This window comes from Synechococcus sp. CCY 0621, from assembly GCF_019038465.1.
In the GTDB taxonomy this organism is placed as follows: Bacteria; Cyanobacteriota; Cyanobacteriia; order PCC-6307; family Cyanobiaceae; genus Cyanobium.
The window spans coordinates 212,831-228,264 of record NZ_JAFKRH010000010.1 but is presented as its reverse complement, the minus strand read 5'-3'; the positions used below and the strand labels follow the sequence as shown (position 1 = coordinate 228,264).

Sequence of the window (15,434 nt, the reverse complement as noted above, 5' to 3'; positions counted from 1 at the left end):
CCAAGAACATCCTGCTCAACGAAGGTCTGCGTGCCTGGATGGCGCCCGCCGACCAACCGCACGAAAACTTCATCTTCCCTGAAGAGGTTCTGCCCCGTGGAAACGCCCTTTAATTCCGGTCTCATCTCGGTCGGGGGCAAGGACCTCGACTCCACTGGCTATGCCTGGTGGGCGGGCAATGCCCGTCTGATCAACCTCTCCGGCCGTCTGCTGGGGGCCCACGTGGCCCACGCAGGTCTGATGGTCTTCTGGGCCGGCGCCATGATGCTGTTTGAGGTGAGCCACTTCACCTTCGACAAGCCCATGTACGAGCAGGGCCTGATCCTGTTCCCCCACGTCGCCACCCTCGGCTACGGCGTTGGTCCCGGCGGTGAAGTCACCGATCTCTATCCCTTCTTTGTGGTTGGTGTTCTGCACCTGATCAGTTCCGCCGTGCTCGGCCTTGGCGGCCTGTATCACGCCCTGCGCGGCCCTGAAATCCTTGAGAACTACTCCGCGTTCTTCTCCCAGGACTGGCGCGACAAGAATCAGATGACCAACATCATTGGCTATCACCTCATCCTTCTCGGTGTGGGTGCTCTGCTGCTGGTGTTCAAGGCCATGTTCTTCGGTGGTGTCTATGACACCTGGGCGCCCGGTGGCGGTGATGTGCGCCTGATCAGCAACCCCACCCTCAGCCCCGGTGTGATCTTCGGTTATCTCACCCGCGCCCCCTTCGGTGGCGAGGGCTGGATCATCGGCGTCGATTCGATGGAGGACATCATCGGTGGCCACATCTGGATCGGCCTGATCTGCATCTTCGGTGGCATCTGGCACGTGATCACCAAGCCCTTCGGCTGGGTGCGCCGCGCCTTCATCTGGAACGGTGAGGCTTACCTCAGCTACAGCCTCGGCGCGCTGAGCTTCATGAGCTTCATCGCCTCCTCGTATATCTGGTTCAACAACACCGCCTATCCCTCGGAGTTCTACGGCCCCACCAACGCCGAATCCTCCCAGGCCCAGAGCTTCACCTTCCTGGTGCGCGACCAGCGCATGGGCGCCAACATCGGTTCCGCCATGGGCCCCACCGGCCTGGGCAAATACCTGATGCGCTCCCCCACCGGCGAGATCATCTTCGGTGGTGAAACCATGCGCTTCTGGGACTTCCGCGGTCCCTGGCTGGAGCCCCTCCGGGGTCCCAACGGTCTGAGCCTCGACAAGCTCCAGAACGACATCCAGCCCTGGCAGGTGCGTCGGGCGGCTGAGTACATGACCCATGCCCCCAACGCCTCCCTCAACTCCGTCGGCGGCATCATCACCGAGCCCAACTCGGTGAACTTCGTCAACATCCGCCAGTGGTTGGCCTCCACGCAGTTCGTGCTGGCCTTCTTCTTCCTGGTCGGACACCTGTGGCATGCGGGCCGGGCCCGCGCCGCCGCCGCCGGTTTCGAGAAGGGCATCGACCGTCAGGCCGAGCCCACCCTGGCCATGCCGGACCTCGACTGATGGCGCTCAGGGAACCGACCATTGGTTCCCCTCCATTCCGTCCTTCCTCCAGCCTCCGCCCACGGGCGGAGGCTTTTTGTTGACGGTTGAAATCCGCTGGCTCCGTATCATGAGTTCCTGAACCTGCCGTTGGGAGATCTGATGGGTGATCCTGCCCGAACAGAAGCCCAAGACCTGTGGGAAAGGATTTACGGCAAGATCCATCGCTCGCCGCGCACCCTCAAGACCCTGCTGGGGCCGAAGTTCGAGCGTCGAGCCCAGGCCATCGAGACGCACATCAATCGGCGCAGATTTGCAACGACTGGAGCTTCGTTACGCCGCCAGAACCCGAATGCCGAAGGTTTGGTTCTGAACACGCGAATGGTGGATGCCATCATCCCTTCGATCGCCCACTGGGCTGACTGGAGCCTGACAAAGTACGGCTTCAGCGGCCAGCTTGGTAGACAACCAGACATCATTTATGTGAAGGCTGTTCCTGAATGTCTGGATCTGTTCCTGCGCCACTATCTCCCCCTGATTAGCGCCTCGAATCGTTTCGTCCTGATCACGGGAGATGCTGACAGCACTGTGCCCCGGCAGGTCGACAGGAGGTTTCCTGATTACATTCATTCAGGACTTCACCTGCGTCTGCTGAAGCTCGTGGATGATCCGCGGCTACTGCATTGGTACGCTGAAAACCTTGACATCCCCTTGGACGGGGTAACGCCGATTCCCCTGGGCTGCATCAACAGCGATGGCCACCATCATTACCAGCAGACCCTCAGGGAGTTGGCGTCGATTGACCTCCGCAGCCGGCCCCTCAAGGCCTTCTGCGCCCATTACGTCCGTGAAGGCCCGCAATGGAACACAAGAAAGCAGGTCACAAAGCTGGCGAAAGAGAACTGGCGAGACTTCGTCGATGTTCACGAACAGATTCCCTACAACGACTTCTTCCCAACCCTCCAGACCTATCCCTTCGTTCTCTGCGTCGGCGGCGGTGGACTCGACCCGTCACCGAAAGCCTTTACAGCCCTTCTGGCCGGCGCCATCCCGATCATCGAAAGAAATCCCACCACGGCCGCCTACACGGACCTGCCAGTGGCCTACGTCGACAGCTGGGACGCCGGGAGTCTTGATCCTGGCCGGCTGCAGGCCTGGCTGGATCAATTGCATCCCGATTTCGAGGATCCAGCCAGACGTCGCAGCGTGCTCGAGAGAATGTCCATGGCCAGTTGGCTGCGCCGGATCCGCGCCCATCAGCCAGCCGCTTGAGCGAGCAGCCCTGGGTCGAGCCAGTGACGCAGCAGCGGCAGGCTGAGCCCGATCACATTGCTGAAGCAACCCTCGATCCGTTCCACCACCAGGCCGCCACGGCCCTCGAGGGCAAAACCTCCGGCACAGGCCAGGGGCTCACCACTGGCCACGTAGGCCTCGATCTCCCCGACGCTGAGTGCGGCGAAGTGCACCCGGGTGGTCACCACCGCCAGCAGCGGCGCGGGTCGCCGCACCAGGGCATGGCCGGTGTGCAGGTCGCCCCAACCACCGGCCATGCGACGCCAGCGGGCCACCGCCTCGGCGGCATCCCGCGGTTTGCCCCACACCTCCCCCTGCACCACCAGCAGGGAGTCGCAGCCCAGCACCCCCAGGGACGGCCACGCCGCCCCGGAACTCAGCCTCTCCGCCACGGCCTGCGCCTTGGCGAGGGCCAGCCGTTGCACGAGCCGCATCGGATCCTGCTCCTGGATCCCCTCCTCATCCACGCCGCTCACCTGGACCCTGTGGGGGACGACGGCCTGCTCCAGCAGGCGACGCCGGGCAGGAGAAGCGGAAGCCAAAAGGAGCAAAGGAGGTGCCGGCATGGTTCCCCAGCCTGCCCGTCGGTTGGTGAGAATGGGGCCATGCCAAAGGCCGACACCGAGTCCCTTTCCCTGGCACGTGCCGCTCTCTCGCTCCGCTGCCTGCCGTTCCGCCGCGGCTTCTACGAGGCGGTGCAAGGCCAGGCGCTCAGCAGCGAGGAGCTCGCCCAAGAAACCGACCCGGCCTCCCCGCTCACCTTCGGTCCCCTCAGCAGCGATCGGGCCGAGGACCATTTCCTCTGGCTGATCCGGCTGGGAGTGCTGCGCCGGGAAGTTGACGGCCAGGGACTGACCGAACGGGTACGGCTGACGCCCTTGGGCCGCCAGGTGCTGCGGCGATGGCCCAGCGAGATCCCCCGGGCGGGACGGAGGGAGCGGATCGTGGAAGCGTTGCGTCGCCACCGCCCCCGCCTTTGACCCGCCCCCACCCCACCGCACCCCGGCCGCTGATGGTGCTGGGCACCAGCAGCGGCGCTGGCAAATCACTGATGACCGCCGCCCTCTGCCGCGTGCTGCGGCGCCGGGGGGAGCAGCCCCTGCCCTTCAAGGGGCAGAACATGAGCCTCAACGCCTGGGTCGACCAGCAGGGCGGTGAGATGGCCTACTCCCAGGCCCTGCAGGCCTGGGCTGCCGGCCTGGAGCCCCAGGTGGCGATGAATCCGGTGTTGCTCAAACCCAGGGGCGACAGCACCAGTGAGGTGATCCATCTGGGCCGCTCGGTGGGCACAGCCCGGGCGGAGCACTACTACCGCGACTGGTTCCGCCCCGGCTGGGCAGCGATCCGCACGGGTCTGACGGAGCTGCAGGCGGCCCACCCCGGCGGCCGGCTGGTGCTCGAGGGGGCCGGCAGCCCGGTGGAGGTGAATCTGCAGGCCAGGGACCTGACCAACCTGCGGTTAGCCCAGTACCTGCGGGCCCGCTGCCTGCTGGTGGCGGACATCGAACGGGGTGGCGTCTTTGCCCAGATCGTCGGAACTCTGGCCCTGCTGCGGCCGGTGGAGCGCCCCCTGATCGGCGGCCTGCTGATCAACCGCTTCCGCGGCCGCCGTTCCCTGTTCGATGCGGGCCGGCTCTGGCTGGAGCAGGAGACCGGCCTGCCGGTGCTCGGCGTGATGCCCTGGCTCGATGAACTGTTCCCACCGGAAGACTCCCTCGATCTCCTGGAGAGGGGCAGCCGCAAGTCCCGCAGCGAGCTCAGCATCGCGGTGCTGCGGCTGCCCTCCCTGAGCAACTTCTCCGATCTCGACCCGCTCGAGGCGGAAAGCAGCGTGCAGTTGTTGTGGCGGCGACCCGGTGAGCCACTGGGCCAGCCCGATGCGGTGATCCTGCCCGGCAGTAAGCAGACCCTGCGGGACCTGGCGAGTCTGCGCAGCAGCGGCCTGGCGGAAGCGTTGCAGGCCTACGTGGCCCGGGGTGGTCAGGTGTTCGCCCTCTGCGGTGGTCTGCAGATGCTGGGCGAGGAGCTCTACGACCCCGAAGGCCTGGAGGGGGACCGGTCCGGGGACAGGGCGGCCGGGCTGGGCCTGCTGCCCCTGCGCACCGTGTTCGCGGGCAGCAAGGCCCTGCGGCAACGGCGCAGCCGGGCCCTCTGGCCGCCGGGCCCGGGCGAACCGCCGCTGCTGGAGGGGTTTGAGCTCCACCAGGGCCGCAGCGAGCCGACAGACCGGGCGGACTGCGCCCCCCTGGCGGAGGACGGCCAACTGGGCTGGTGGGCGGCCTCGGGGACCCAGGGGGGCCTGGTGGCCGGCACCTACCTGCACGGCATCTTCGAGAACGGCCCCTGGCGCAGGCGCTGGCTGAACCAGCTGCGCCAACGGCGCCAGTTGCCGCCCCTGGATGAACACCAACCCCACCACGCCCGTCAGCGGGACGCCCTGCTGGACCGCCTCGCCGACGCCTTCGAGGCCCACATCGATCTGTCGCCCCTGCTGGCCAGAACTGGCCGTTGAGCGCGCGTCAAGCGCCATTCACACACCCCAAGACAGCGCTGATGGCCTGAATGCAGTGAAGCGAAAGGGAACATCGTCATCCTCCAATCAGCCTGACTCCAGATCGTTGCATTTGGCTTACATTTGCTGGCCGATGTGCAACGGTTCCCATCAGTTCAGGCCATCCAAGCGTTGTGATTGTTCCCATACTGACGAGTCACAATCACACTGGAGAGATCCGCGTCAAGAAGATCAACGGCACTTGCAACGTCGACGGAAAGGGCAAGATCAAGGCGTTCAAGCAGGGCCTCTGAGGCCTGGGGCCAGCCACCTTCCGGTGGTCGCTTCCGGCTGCCGCCCCCCTGATCGCGGCGAAGCCCCTAGATTCGCTGGACCGTCAGTCCAGACCCATCGGCCTCTCCCGCCCAGCCATCACCATCGCGTGGCCGGACGGGCGGACCAGCTCGGCCCTACCCGGCCAGGACTGGTTGCAGGCCGCACATGAGGCGGCGGTGGTGATCCCTACCGGCTGCCTGGGGGGCAGCTGCGGTGCCTGTGAGATCGAGGTCAACGGACGCATGGTGCGGGCCTGCATCGCCACCGTGCCATCAAGCCCGAGTGGCCGGCTGACGGTGAGCCTGGCCAGCGATCCCTTCTGGTAACGCGTGTGAGCCCCACCCCCCGGTGCCACATCCTCTCGCTCGATTTCCAGGATCTCGATGTGATCTGGAATGTGCGGCTGTTCTATCTGGCATCAGGTTATTCGCTGATCCGCGAGTGGGACGACCCAGATCCGCAGTTGCTGGTGATCCTGCGGGGTGATCCCGGCCTGTCCCACCAGGACTATGGGGGAATCGTCCATGTCTACGACTACGTGAAGGAGCTCCAGGTGGACTGGCGCTCCCGCTTTCCCCACGCCCGCGAGATCCGGCTGATTTCGCTCCTGCGGCCGGCCGTGCTGCCTGAGGGGGTCCGCTGGGTGCAGGGGTACCTGCCGGTGATTCCCGAATTCTGGCAGCAGCTTCCGTTCCGCAAACGGGCCGGCAGGCCCCTGCACATCGCCAACTTCAAACCGATGGGCGACGATCCCTACCAGCGGGATCTGGCCCATCTCGCCCGCAGGGGCCTGGTGGAAGTCCATGGCCGCCACTGGGACAAGCTCGGCCTGAACACCCACGGGCTCAGCTATCTGGAGGCGAACCGGCGGCTGGCGGGAGCCTATTGCTGCTACGGGCTCATGTACCCCTATCAACGGGGCACCACCCTCTCCGGCCGGATGTGGCAGGCCCCCCTGCATGGGTGCCTGGTGATCAGCGAAAAGGGCACCAATCCCTTTGGGCTGCCGGGCCTGCTCGAGGTGGAGCGTTTCGATCCGGACACGCTGCTCAGCGTGGCGTCGATCCGGGAGTGCTGGCAGATCCAGAACGAGGCCACCCGCTACTGGCAGGAAGCCACTGGTGAACTGGCCCGCCAACTGGATCTGCCGGCCTACCAGGGGCCTTCGGCCGTCCAGCTGGCTAGGTGCTGTCGGGACAGACGCGCCCAGCACCGGTCTGTGGTCTGGAGTCGGCAGCTGCATCGGTTGGGGAACTGGCTGACCCCTCCGCCGATCAGCTGCTGGTGGCGGCGGCGCCAACGGATGGTCAGGGGCCTGGGGCGACTCCTTGGTGCTGGCGCCAGGCAAGGCAGAGGTTCGACGAACCGCTGAACTCCTCACTTCGCCACGCCGTTGGCTCGACAACGTGGAACGGAAACGCCAGGGGACTTCGATGTCAGCGGGCAGGAGCTACGATAAAAAGACGTAACACGTTCAGGTAGACATCTAGATGGCCTTGCCAACAGTCCTGAAGCGTGCTGTTCCCAGCAACGTGCAATCGGCAGTCAAACGGTTGCTGTGGCCTGAATACTCCCCTGCCACTCCCGGTCAAAAAGTCATTGAATTCTGGGTGGATGTGGTGAGTGGTTGCAACCTCCGTTGCACGGCCTGCCCCGTCGGCATGCCCGAGTACACCAACAGCATCGGCCAGAAGCTGACGGAGATGCCGATTGAGTTGTTCGAAAAGATTTGCCTTAAGGCGAAGGCAGATACCAATGGCAATTGCCGCTTCGGCCTATACAACTGGACAGAGCCGACCCTTCACTCCAAGCTCCATGAGCTGATCGCCTGTGCCGAAAGCCATGGCGTGCCCTGCGGAATCTCCTCGAACCTTAACTACGACTACGACTGGTCCCTCCTTAAACCGCTGCATCTCTGGAATTTCACGATCACGGTGTCGGGTTTCACCCAGCGCACCTACCAGATCAACCACAAGGGGGGGCGGATTGAACCGGTCCTCGCCAACCTGATTCGCATCTCGGAAACCCTGGGCGACTGGGATTGCTATAAGAACATTGATGTGCGCTATCTGGTGCACAAGCAGAACCTGCATGAAGTGCATCTGTTCAAACACTTCTGCGACAAGCTGGGGATGAAGTTCTCTCCCTACCACGCCTATTACATGCCCATCGACAAGATGTTTGACGGCCTGGAGGAAGTCCCACCGGAACTGGAATACATTTACTACAGCCCCCAGCTGGTGCAGCAGGCCATCGGCAGCCATCGCTCCCAGAATTGCTTCATGCGCGAATCCCAGGTCTGCCTGGATCACGAGGGTAATTTTTCCGTCTGCTGCGTGCAATCCCCTTCAGCTCCTTCGATCGCCAACTATCTCGATACGCCATACCAGGTGATGCAGGCCAAGCGCTATGCCAGCGACCTCTGCAGGAAATGCACCAGCAGCGGCATCAACATTTTTGCCACCTATGGCATGCAGGAACCACCGGAAATCCAGCAATCGATCGAAGATCTCCTGCCCGTCGATCTGAAGGATTTCAGCTGAGGAGTGACCACACTCCCCTACGACTACCTGATCGTCGGCTGCGGACTGTTTGGGGCCACCTTCGCGCGGCTTGCCACCGATGCCGGCAAGCATTGTCTTGTCATCGACCGCCGCCCGCACATCGGTGGCAACTGCTACACAGAAAAGCAGGAAGGCATCAACGTTCATCGCTATGGAGCCCACATCTTTCATACGAGCAACAAGGCCGTCTGGAGCTTTGTCAACAGGTTTGCCGAATTCAACAATTACATCAATTCTCCAAAGGCAATTTCCGACGGGAAGCTTTATTCACTTCCTTTCAACATGAACACGTTCTACGAGCTCTGGCAGACACGAACGCCTACTGAAGCCAGGCAAATGATTGAGGACCAGCGCTTTCTAGGAGAGCCGAAAAACCTTGAAGAGCAGGCGCTTTCCCTGGTGGGCAAAGACATCTACGAGACCCTGATTCGCGACTACACCCGCAAGCAGTGGGGCAAGGATCCCCGTGAGCTTCCGGCCTTTATCATCAAGCGATTACCGCTGCGCTTCACCTACAACAACAACTACTTCACCGACCGCTACCAGGGCATCCCCATCGGCGGCTACACGGCCCTTTTCGAGGCGATGCTGGAGGGAATTGAAGTGCGCCTGAACGTCGATTTTCTCGATGCCAGGCCCCAGTTGACGTCCATGGCCAGGAAGGTGGTCTACACCGGTTGCATCGACCAGTACTTCCATTACGAGCTCGGCCGCCTGGAATACCGCTCCCTGGATTTCGAGAACAGCATCGAAGAGCTGGAGAACTTCCAGGGGAACGCCGTGATCAACTACTGCGATACCAGTGAGTCCTTCACCCGCATCATCGAGCACAAGCATTTCGAGGGCGCAAGCTCGGCCGTCACAGTGATCACCAGGGAGTATCCCAAGGCCTGCAGCGGCGACGCCATTCCCTACTACCCGATCAACGACCCTGCCAACCAATCGCTCTATCGCCGTTACCAGGAGCTGGCCCACAGCTCCGACAACGTGATCTTCGGGGGCCGGCTTTCCGAGTACAAATATATGGACATGCACGTCGTGATCGAATCGGCCATGAACCGGTTCCGCAGCGAAACACGTCAGCCGTCGGCCTGAATCAGGCCTCCGCCGAGCAGCACCTCACCGCAATAGAACACCGCCGCCTGCCCCGGTGCCACTGAGAACTGGGGCTCGGCGAAGTCGAGCCGGGCCCGGTGGGGCCGATCGCCAGCGTGGTCAGCGGCAGTCTCCGGCAGGGGGGTCAGCAGCGCAGGTTCCGGCAGGCTCCGGTATCTCACCTGCACCTGAACCGCAATCGGCTGCTCCGGCGGGGCGATCGACACCCAGTTGATGGCGCCCACCACGCAGGCCTGGCGGGTCGCTTCCCGGCGGGGGGCCACCACCACCCGATTCATGGCGCCATCCAGCCGCACCACATGCAGGGGTTCGCTCCAGGCCACTCCAAGCCCCTTGCGTTGCCCGATGGTGAAATGCTCGATGCCGTCGTGGGAGCCGAGCACCGTTCCGTCCGGAAGCACGATCTCCCCCTGGCGTGGCGGCAGGTAGGCGTCGAGGAACGCCCGCATCGAGCCATGGTGGTCGGCCAGGCAGAGGTCCTGACTCTCGGGCTTCTCGGCGGTGCGCAGGCCGAGGCGGGCGGCCTCCGCGCGGGTCGCCTCCTTGGTGAGTTCACCCAGGGGAAACACCAGGCGGCCCAGCACCGCCTGGGGCAGGTCGTAAAGGAAGTAGCTCTGGTCCTTGAGAGGATCCAGGCCCCGCAACAGCTGGTGGCGGCCGGCCCCATCCCCTGGCAAGGGCGGGCCGTCGGCGGCGCCAGCGGGCCGCTGCCGGGCGTAGTGGCCGGTGGCCAGTCGGCTGAGGCCGCGCTCCGCGGCGGCCCACTCGAGCATCGGTCCGAACTTGACCGCCCGGTTGCAACGGGAGCAGGGCAGGGGTGTGAGGCCCTCGCCGTAACCCTCCACCAGAAACCCGACGATCTGCTCCTGGAAACGGGCCCGGCTGTCAACGACGTGGTGGGGCACCCCCAGCTGCTGGCAGATGCCGGCCGCATCCACCAGGCCCTCGGCGCAGCAGGAGCCCTTGCCACTCATCAGCCACAGGGTGAGACCCTCCACCTCCCAGCCGGCGGCCACCAGCAGGGCCGCGGTCAGGGAGCTGTCCACACCGCCGGAGAGCCCCACGGCCACGCGCCGCTCGCCAGGCCAGGCGCCCAGCCGCGCCAGCACCGCGGCCACCTCTGGGGAGGGGCGCTTGGCGGCGGTGTCCGATGCAATGGCGGGGGCGGGGCTCAAGGATCCCGGTGGGTGGATGGAACAGACCGTCCCATCATGGGAGAGCACTGCCCAGGCCGACGTGGACTTCCGGCCGATGCCCGCCCCCTGGCCGCCGCTGGATGCCGACCACGTCCTGGTGAGCGGCTCCACGATGGCGGCCATCGAGCAACAGCTGTTCGACAGCGGCCTGCCGGTGGAGGCCCTGATGGAGAAGGCGGCCCTGGCGGTGAGCCGCCGCCTGCGGGAGCGGCCGGGTCAGGATCGCCACGACGGTCTGCTGGTGCTGGTGGGACCGGGCCACAACGGCGGTGATGGGCTGGTGGTAGCCAGGGAATGGCATCTGGCGGGGGGCCGGGTGCGGATCTGGTGCCCCTTCGAGCGCCTCCGACCCCTCACCGACGCCCACCTGCGCCATGCCCGCTGGCTGGGTCTGCCCATGCTGGAAGACCCTCCGGACCCCGCCGATCCCGCCCTCTGCGTGGATGCCCTGTTCGGCATCGGCCAGCACCGCCCGGCCGATGCCACGATCGAAACCCTGCTGCGGGATCGCCAGAGGCTGCGGCCCGGTGCCCTGGTGGCCATTGACGTCCCCACCGGACTGGACGCCGATGACGGGGCCCTGCTTGGCACTGCGGCCGCCACCGCCTCCACCACCTATTGCATCGGCCTGATCAAGCGGGGCCTGGTGCAGGATGCCGCCCTGCGCTGGGTTGGTCAGCTGGAGCGGGTCTGCCTCGGACTGCCGTCCGCCCTGCTGGGCCAACCATCCGGCGATCCGCTGCTGGGCCTGACGGCCGCCGATCGGGCCACGGCCCCCTGGCCCGATCCGGATCCGGCCGCCGGGAAATACGAACGGGGACGGCTGCTGGTCGTCGCCGGAAGCCGCCGTTTCAGGGGCGCCGCCCATCTGGCCCTGGCGGGCGCCACCGCATCGGGATGCGGCAGCCTGCGTGCCGCCCCGCCCCGTGAGATCGCCCCCCAGCTCTGGCAGGTCCATCCCCACGTGGTGCTGGAACCTGGCCTGGGCGCCACCCCCTCCGGCGGCCTGGCCCTGGGGGATCTGGCCGAGGGCTGGCTGGATCGGCTGGATGCGGTGCTGCTGGGTCCGGGCCTGGGCGGGCTGGGCAACCCCGGTGGGTCGCTTGCGGCAGCGATCGAAGCCCGGGAACGGCAGCGTTGGCAGGAGCTGGCTGACTTCACAGGACTGCTGGTGCTCGATGCCGATGGCCTCAACCGGGTGGCGGCGATGGGCGCCGACTGGCTCCAGGGCCGCGGAGGCCCCACCTGGATCACCCCCCACGAGGGGGAGTTCCGGAGACTCTTTCCCGATCTGGCCCAGCTGCCCCGGCCAGAAGCGGCCCTGGCGGCGGCGCACCGCTGCGGCGCCAGCGTGTTGCTCAAGGGAGCCCGCAGCGTCGTGGCGACCCCTGAGGGACGCCGCTGGCAACTGCTCCAGGCCTGCCCGGACGCCGCCAGGGCCGGGCTTGGCGATGTGCTCGCGGGCTACGCCGCGGGACGGGGGGCCATGGCCCTGGCCACCGCCCCGGAAGGGCCAGGGCCTGCGGCCGGCGCTGATGGGGCCTGGCTGGCGGCCGCCGCCCTCGACCATGCCCTCGCCGGTCTCCACTGCAAGGAGCGCCGGGGCGCCGGGGGCGTCACGCCGCTCGCGGTGGCCGAAGCACTGGCCCAGCGAGAACCGGCAGCGGCCGATAGGGACATGCGATGAAGATCCAGGACTGGAGGATTAGGGGAGGCAAGGCCACTTCCTGATCTGGCAAGGCTCGCCATTCACCGTTACTTCAACCTGGAAATTAGCCCTTTGCTCATCCAAAAGAAGCCAACGGCTAAAGAAAAGCAATTGTGTGTGGTTTCACTAGCAAGTCCTTAAAAGTTGTTCCAGACACTTTCTGTGCTTACCAGAGGGTGGATAATTCGCCAACACATTCGATGGCGCCACTTCGCCCCCTCCTATGACCGCCTCTGCCGTCGCGACGAGAAGGGAGGGCTCCAGCCGCAGAGGGAGTGATTCCATTACCTGGTATCTCACTTCGATCGGCAGAGAGCCCTTGCTCACCCCAGCTGAAGAGATTGAGCTCGGCAACCAGGTGCAGGCCATGATGCACCTGGTGGAGGAGTCGAAAAACGGCTACTCGGTTCAGGAGAACAAGACGATCAGAATCGGTCGGCGCTCCAAGGAGCGGATGATGCGCGCCAATCTTCGACTTGTGGTGAGCGTGGCCAAGAAGTACCAGGGCAAGGGCCTGGAGCTTCTGGATCTGATCCAGGAAGGCTCCCTTGGCCTCGAGCGCGCCGTCGAAAAGTTTGACCCCACCCGGGGTTACAAGTTTTCCACCTATGCCTTCTGGTGGATTCGCCAGAGCATGACGCGCGCGATTGCCTGCCAGTCCCGGGCCATTCGACTGCCGGTCCACCTCAGCGAGCGTCTGACCACAGTCCGCAAGGTGAGCCTGGAGCTGGCCCACAAGCTCGGCGCCATGCCCAGCCGTCGCGAAATTTCTGAAGCGATGGCTATTCCCGTCGAGGAGCTCGACTCCCTGCTTCGCCAGGCCCTCACCATCTCCAGCCTGGATGCCCCCATTCATGCCGAGGATGGTCGCAGCTTCCTGGGTGATCTCATCGCCGATGGCTCTGCCGAGGAACCTCTCGACCGCATCGAGCGGGGTATGCATCAGGAGCAACTGGCCCAGCTGATGAGTCACCTTTCCAGCCAGGAAAGGGAGGTTCTGGCCCTGCGCTTCGGTCTCGACGGCATGGAGCGACACACCCTGGCGGACATCGGTCGACAGCTGGATGTGTCACGCGAAAGGGTCCGGCAGATTGAACTCAAGGCCCTTCGCAAACTACGCAGCCTTTCGACACGCTCCACCCCTCTGCCCTGAACGGGGCCTTCAGCGTGGTTGACGCCGGTCCAGGAGTCGCTTCAGCTTGCCCTTGGCCTGGAGAGCGGCGATTTTCCATCGACTCTCTCCCTTGAGGCCCCGGTCCCGGCGGATCTGGATCGGGGAATCGCCGACCATCTCCCAATCCGGCAACCAGCAGTTGTCGGCCCTTGGGAACCAGAACTCAAACACGGAGATCGTGGAGATCGGCAGCAACTTGCCGAGAATCGAATAGATCGACTGATCATGGCGATGCTCGATGAAGCCCTCCAGGTTGGGCGCCAGTGAGGGGGAATCATCAATCATGGAAAAATCCTCGCTGAACACCCGCACCCAGTGGCGCATGAAGTCCATGGAGGCAGGGCATTTACGCACGAAGAAGGTGGTGGCCCCCAGCTGCTGGGTCGTGGTGATCTCCGCCCTGCCTCTCACGTCCAGCCGATCAAGCAGATCACCCTTGGTCCATTGGCTTTCCCCCTGATCCGGGAACTGGCGATCCTTGTACAGCAAAGAGCCGTTGGGAGGCAGGCATTCGAAACCCTGAACTCCCGAGGGTGCCTCCACGGTCATGGCGAACAACTCCTGCAGCCGCTCTCGTCCGGCTGGATTGAGATGACAGCCGGAATCGATCCAATGCACCTGGTCGCCATCCTGCAGGCGCTCGAGCGTCTGCAGGACGATCTGGGGCTTCCAGGCGTAGTAGCCGAAACCGCGGTGCTCAGGAGTCAGATAGTCCTTGAAACGCTGGCGAAAATCAGGACTGAGATCCCGTTCCGACGCCGAAACGATATCCGTATACACCTGCATCTCCTTCGCCTGACGACATAACCGCCTCCTGGCCGCCTTCATGCGACTGTCAGTGAAGGTAACGAGGACACGCTTGGGCATCAGAGCTGAAGCACCCAGGGCAATGGAATGATGTTAAGGAGGACAACGCAATCCCCCTGCACTGACTCAGTCTTCGGCCCAGATGTAGCGGGTGAGTTCGCTGCCATCCGGCTCGGGCGCCGCGAGGGCGAACTCCACACAGTCAGCCACTTCGGCGTCGATCTCCTTCTCGATGGCCTTGAGTTCCTCGGCCGTCGCCAGGCCCATGTCCGTCAGGCGCAGCGCCAGTTGTTTGATGGGATCGCGCTTGGCCCAGAATTCCTTCTCGGCCGCTTCGCGGAGCTCATCGGGATCGGCCAGGGAATGGCCACGGAACCTGTAGGTGAGACATTCCAGCAGCGTGGGGCCGTCTCCGGCCCTGGCCCGCTCAATGGCCCGCTGGGCCGCGGCCCTCACGGCCAGCACATCCATGCCGTCGACCTCCTCACCGACCATGCCGAAGCCCGCCGCCTTGCGCCAGATCTCGGGCTCGCTGGTGGCACGGTTGTGGTCCATGCCGATGGCCCAGCGGTTGTTCTCCACCACGAACAGGATCGGCAGCTTCCACAGCGAGGCCATGTTCAGGCACTCGTAGAACTGGCCGATGTTGCAGGTGCCATCCCCGAAGAAGGCAGCCGTGACGGCATCGCTGTCCGCCTGGCCGAGGGCGTCACGCTTGTAGCGGCTGGTGAAGGCCGCCCCCAGGGCCACCGGGATGCCCTCACCGATGAAGGCATAGCCGCCTAGCAGATGGTGCTCCCGGGAGAACAGGTGCATGGACCCCCCACGGCCCTTGCTGCAGCCCGTGGCCTTGCCGAACAGCTCACTCATCACCTCCCGGGCCGGCACGCCGCAGCTCAGGGCATGCACGTGGTCGCGGTAGGTGCTGCAGAACCAGTCGTGCTGCAGCCGCATCGCCCTGATCACCCCCGTGGAGACGGCTTCCTGACCGTTGTAGAGATGCACGAAGCCGAACATCTTGCCGCGGTAGTACATCTCGGCGCACTTGTCCTCGAAGCGGCGCCCCAGGGTCATGTCCCGGTAGAGCATCAGGCCCTCGTCTCGGCTGACACTGGCCCGCTCGGCCGGAACCAGACCCTCCAACCTCACTGCGTGGCTGCCGGCCTCCTCAGAAGACGCGGCGGGCCCAGGGATGGAGGTCTGGGCTGCCCGCGCCGCGGTCAATTCCTGAGTCATGGCAGGAAAGCGATGCGATTCGTGGCCCCGACTGTACGGGGTCCGTTCC

14 protein-coding genes and 1 pseudogene are annotated in these 15,434 nt (G+C 64.7%); 11 read left to right on the top strand and 4 right to left on the bottom strand.

Annotation, left to right across the window (positions count from 1 at the left end):
• The 3 genes and pseudogenes from KUG43_RS03085 to KUG43_RS03075 form a co-directional block, all read left to right on the top strand.
• Positions 1-113: pseudogene (locus KUG43_RS03085) on the top strand (photosystem II D2 protein (photosystem q(a) protein)); the annotation flags it as partial.
• Complete coding sequence (psbC, locus tag KUG43_RS03080) at positions 97-1,485, top strand: photosystem II reaction center protein CP43 (RefSeq protein ID WP_216905891.1); 1,389 nt, start codon at positions 97-99, stop codon at positions 1,483-1,485. The pseudogene KUG43_RS03085 and the gene psbC, both read left to right, overlap by 17 nt.
• A 141-nt stretch (positions 1,486-1,626) precedes the next feature.
• Positions 1,627-2,736, top strand: a complete 1,110-nt coding sequence (locus KUG43_RS03075) for a hypothetical protein (protein WP_216905889.1) — start codon at positions 1,627-1,629, stop codon at positions 2,734-2,736.
• On the opposite strand, the gene KUG43_RS03070 is transcribed toward KUG43_RS03075, so the two are convergent.
• Entirely contained in the window at positions 2,721-3,308 is a 588-nt protein-coding gene (locus tag KUG43_RS03070; protein ID WP_216905944.1) for a nucleoside triphosphate pyrophosphatase, read from the bottom strand. The two genes, KUG43_RS03075 and KUG43_RS03070, sit on opposite strands and share 16 nt — an antisense overlap.
• Before the next feature lie 54 nt (positions 3,309-3,362).
• Here KUG43_RS03070 and KUG43_RS03065 point away from each other — a divergent pair, with 54 nt between their 5' ends.
• From KUG43_RS03065 to glf, 6 genes are all read left to right on the top strand, one after another.
• Positions 3,363-3,737: an Npun_F0494 family protein gene (locus tag KUG43_RS03065; protein WP_216905887.1), complete on the top strand. Its 375-nt coding sequence runs from the start codon at positions 3,363-3,365 to the stop codon at positions 3,735-3,737.
• A gap of 32 nt (positions 3,738-3,769) precedes the next feature.
• Positions 3,770-5,269 carry a cobyric acid synthase gene (locus KUG43_RS03060; protein ID WP_216905942.1) on the top strand — a complete coding sequence of 500 codons (1,500 nt, stop codon included), beginning with the start codon at positions 3,770-3,772 and terminating at the stop codon, positions 5,267-5,269.
• 416 nt (positions 5,270-5,685) lie between these two features.
• On the top strand, positions 5,686-5,910 hold the full coding sequence (locus KUG43_RS03055; protein WP_216905940.1) for a 2Fe-2S iron-sulfur cluster-binding protein: 225 nt from the start codon (positions 5,686-5,688) through the stop codon (positions 5,908-5,910).
• A 5-nt stretch (positions 5,911-5,915) separates the two neighbouring features.
• Complete coding sequence (locus KUG43_RS03050) at positions 5,916-6,956, top strand: hypothetical protein (protein WP_216905886.1); 1,041 nt, start codon at positions 5,916-5,918, stop codon at positions 6,954-6,956.
• A 124-nt stretch (positions 6,957-7,080) separates the two neighbouring features.
• On the top strand, positions 7,081-8,127 hold the full coding sequence (locus KUG43_RS03045; protein ID WP_216905884.1) for a radical SAM protein: 1,047 nt from the start codon (positions 7,081-7,083) through the stop codon (positions 8,125-8,127).
• 3 nt (positions 8,128-8,130) lie between these two features.
• Positions 8,131-9,243 carry a UDP-galactopyranose mutase gene (glf, locus tag KUG43_RS03040; protein WP_216905882.1) on the top strand — a complete coding sequence of 371 codons (1,113 nt, stop codon included), beginning with the start codon at positions 8,131-8,133 and terminating at the stop codon, positions 9,241-9,243.
• On the opposite strand, the gene mnmA is transcribed toward glf, so the two are convergent.
• A complete protein-coding gene (gene mnmA, locus KUG43_RS03035; RefSeq protein WP_216905938.1) occupies positions 9,228-10,382 on the bottom strand; it encodes a tRNA 2-thiouridine(34) synthase MnmA in 1,155 nt (384 codons plus the stop codon). The genes glf and mnmA overlap by 16 nt on opposite strands.
• Positions 10,383-10,515: 133 nt before the next feature.
• Here mnmA and KUG43_RS03030 point away from each other — a divergent pair, with 133 nt between their 5' ends.
• Positions 10,516-12,147 (top strand): NAD(P)H-hydrate epimerase, encoded by a 1,632-nt coding sequence (locus tag KUG43_RS03030; protein WP_216905880.1) that lies wholly within the window; start codon positions 10,516-10,518, stop codon positions 12,145-12,147.
• Positions 12,148-12,391: 244 nt separating this feature from the next.
• On the top strand, positions 12,392-13,321 hold the full coding sequence (locus KUG43_RS03025) for a sigma-70 family RNA polymerase sigma factor (protein ID WP_216905878.1): 930 nt from the start codon (positions 12,392-12,394) through the stop codon (positions 13,319-13,321).
• Positions 13,322-13,330: 9 nt separating this feature from the next.
• Here the strand turns inward: KUG43_RS03025 and KUG43_RS03020 are convergent, their stop codons facing one another.
• Entirely contained in the window at positions 13,331-14,209 is an 879-nt protein-coding gene (locus KUG43_RS03020) for a hypothetical protein (protein WP_216905876.1), read from the bottom strand.
• 66 nt (positions 14,210-14,275) lie between these two features.
• Positions 14,276-15,385, bottom strand: coding sequence for a pyruvate dehydrogenase (acetyl-transferring) E1 component subunit alpha (gene pdhA / locus KUG43_RS03015; protein ID WP_216905874.1), 1,110 nt, complete (start codon positions 15,383-15,385; stop codon positions 14,276-14,278).
• Positions 15,386-15,434: the final 49 nt, after the last annotated feature.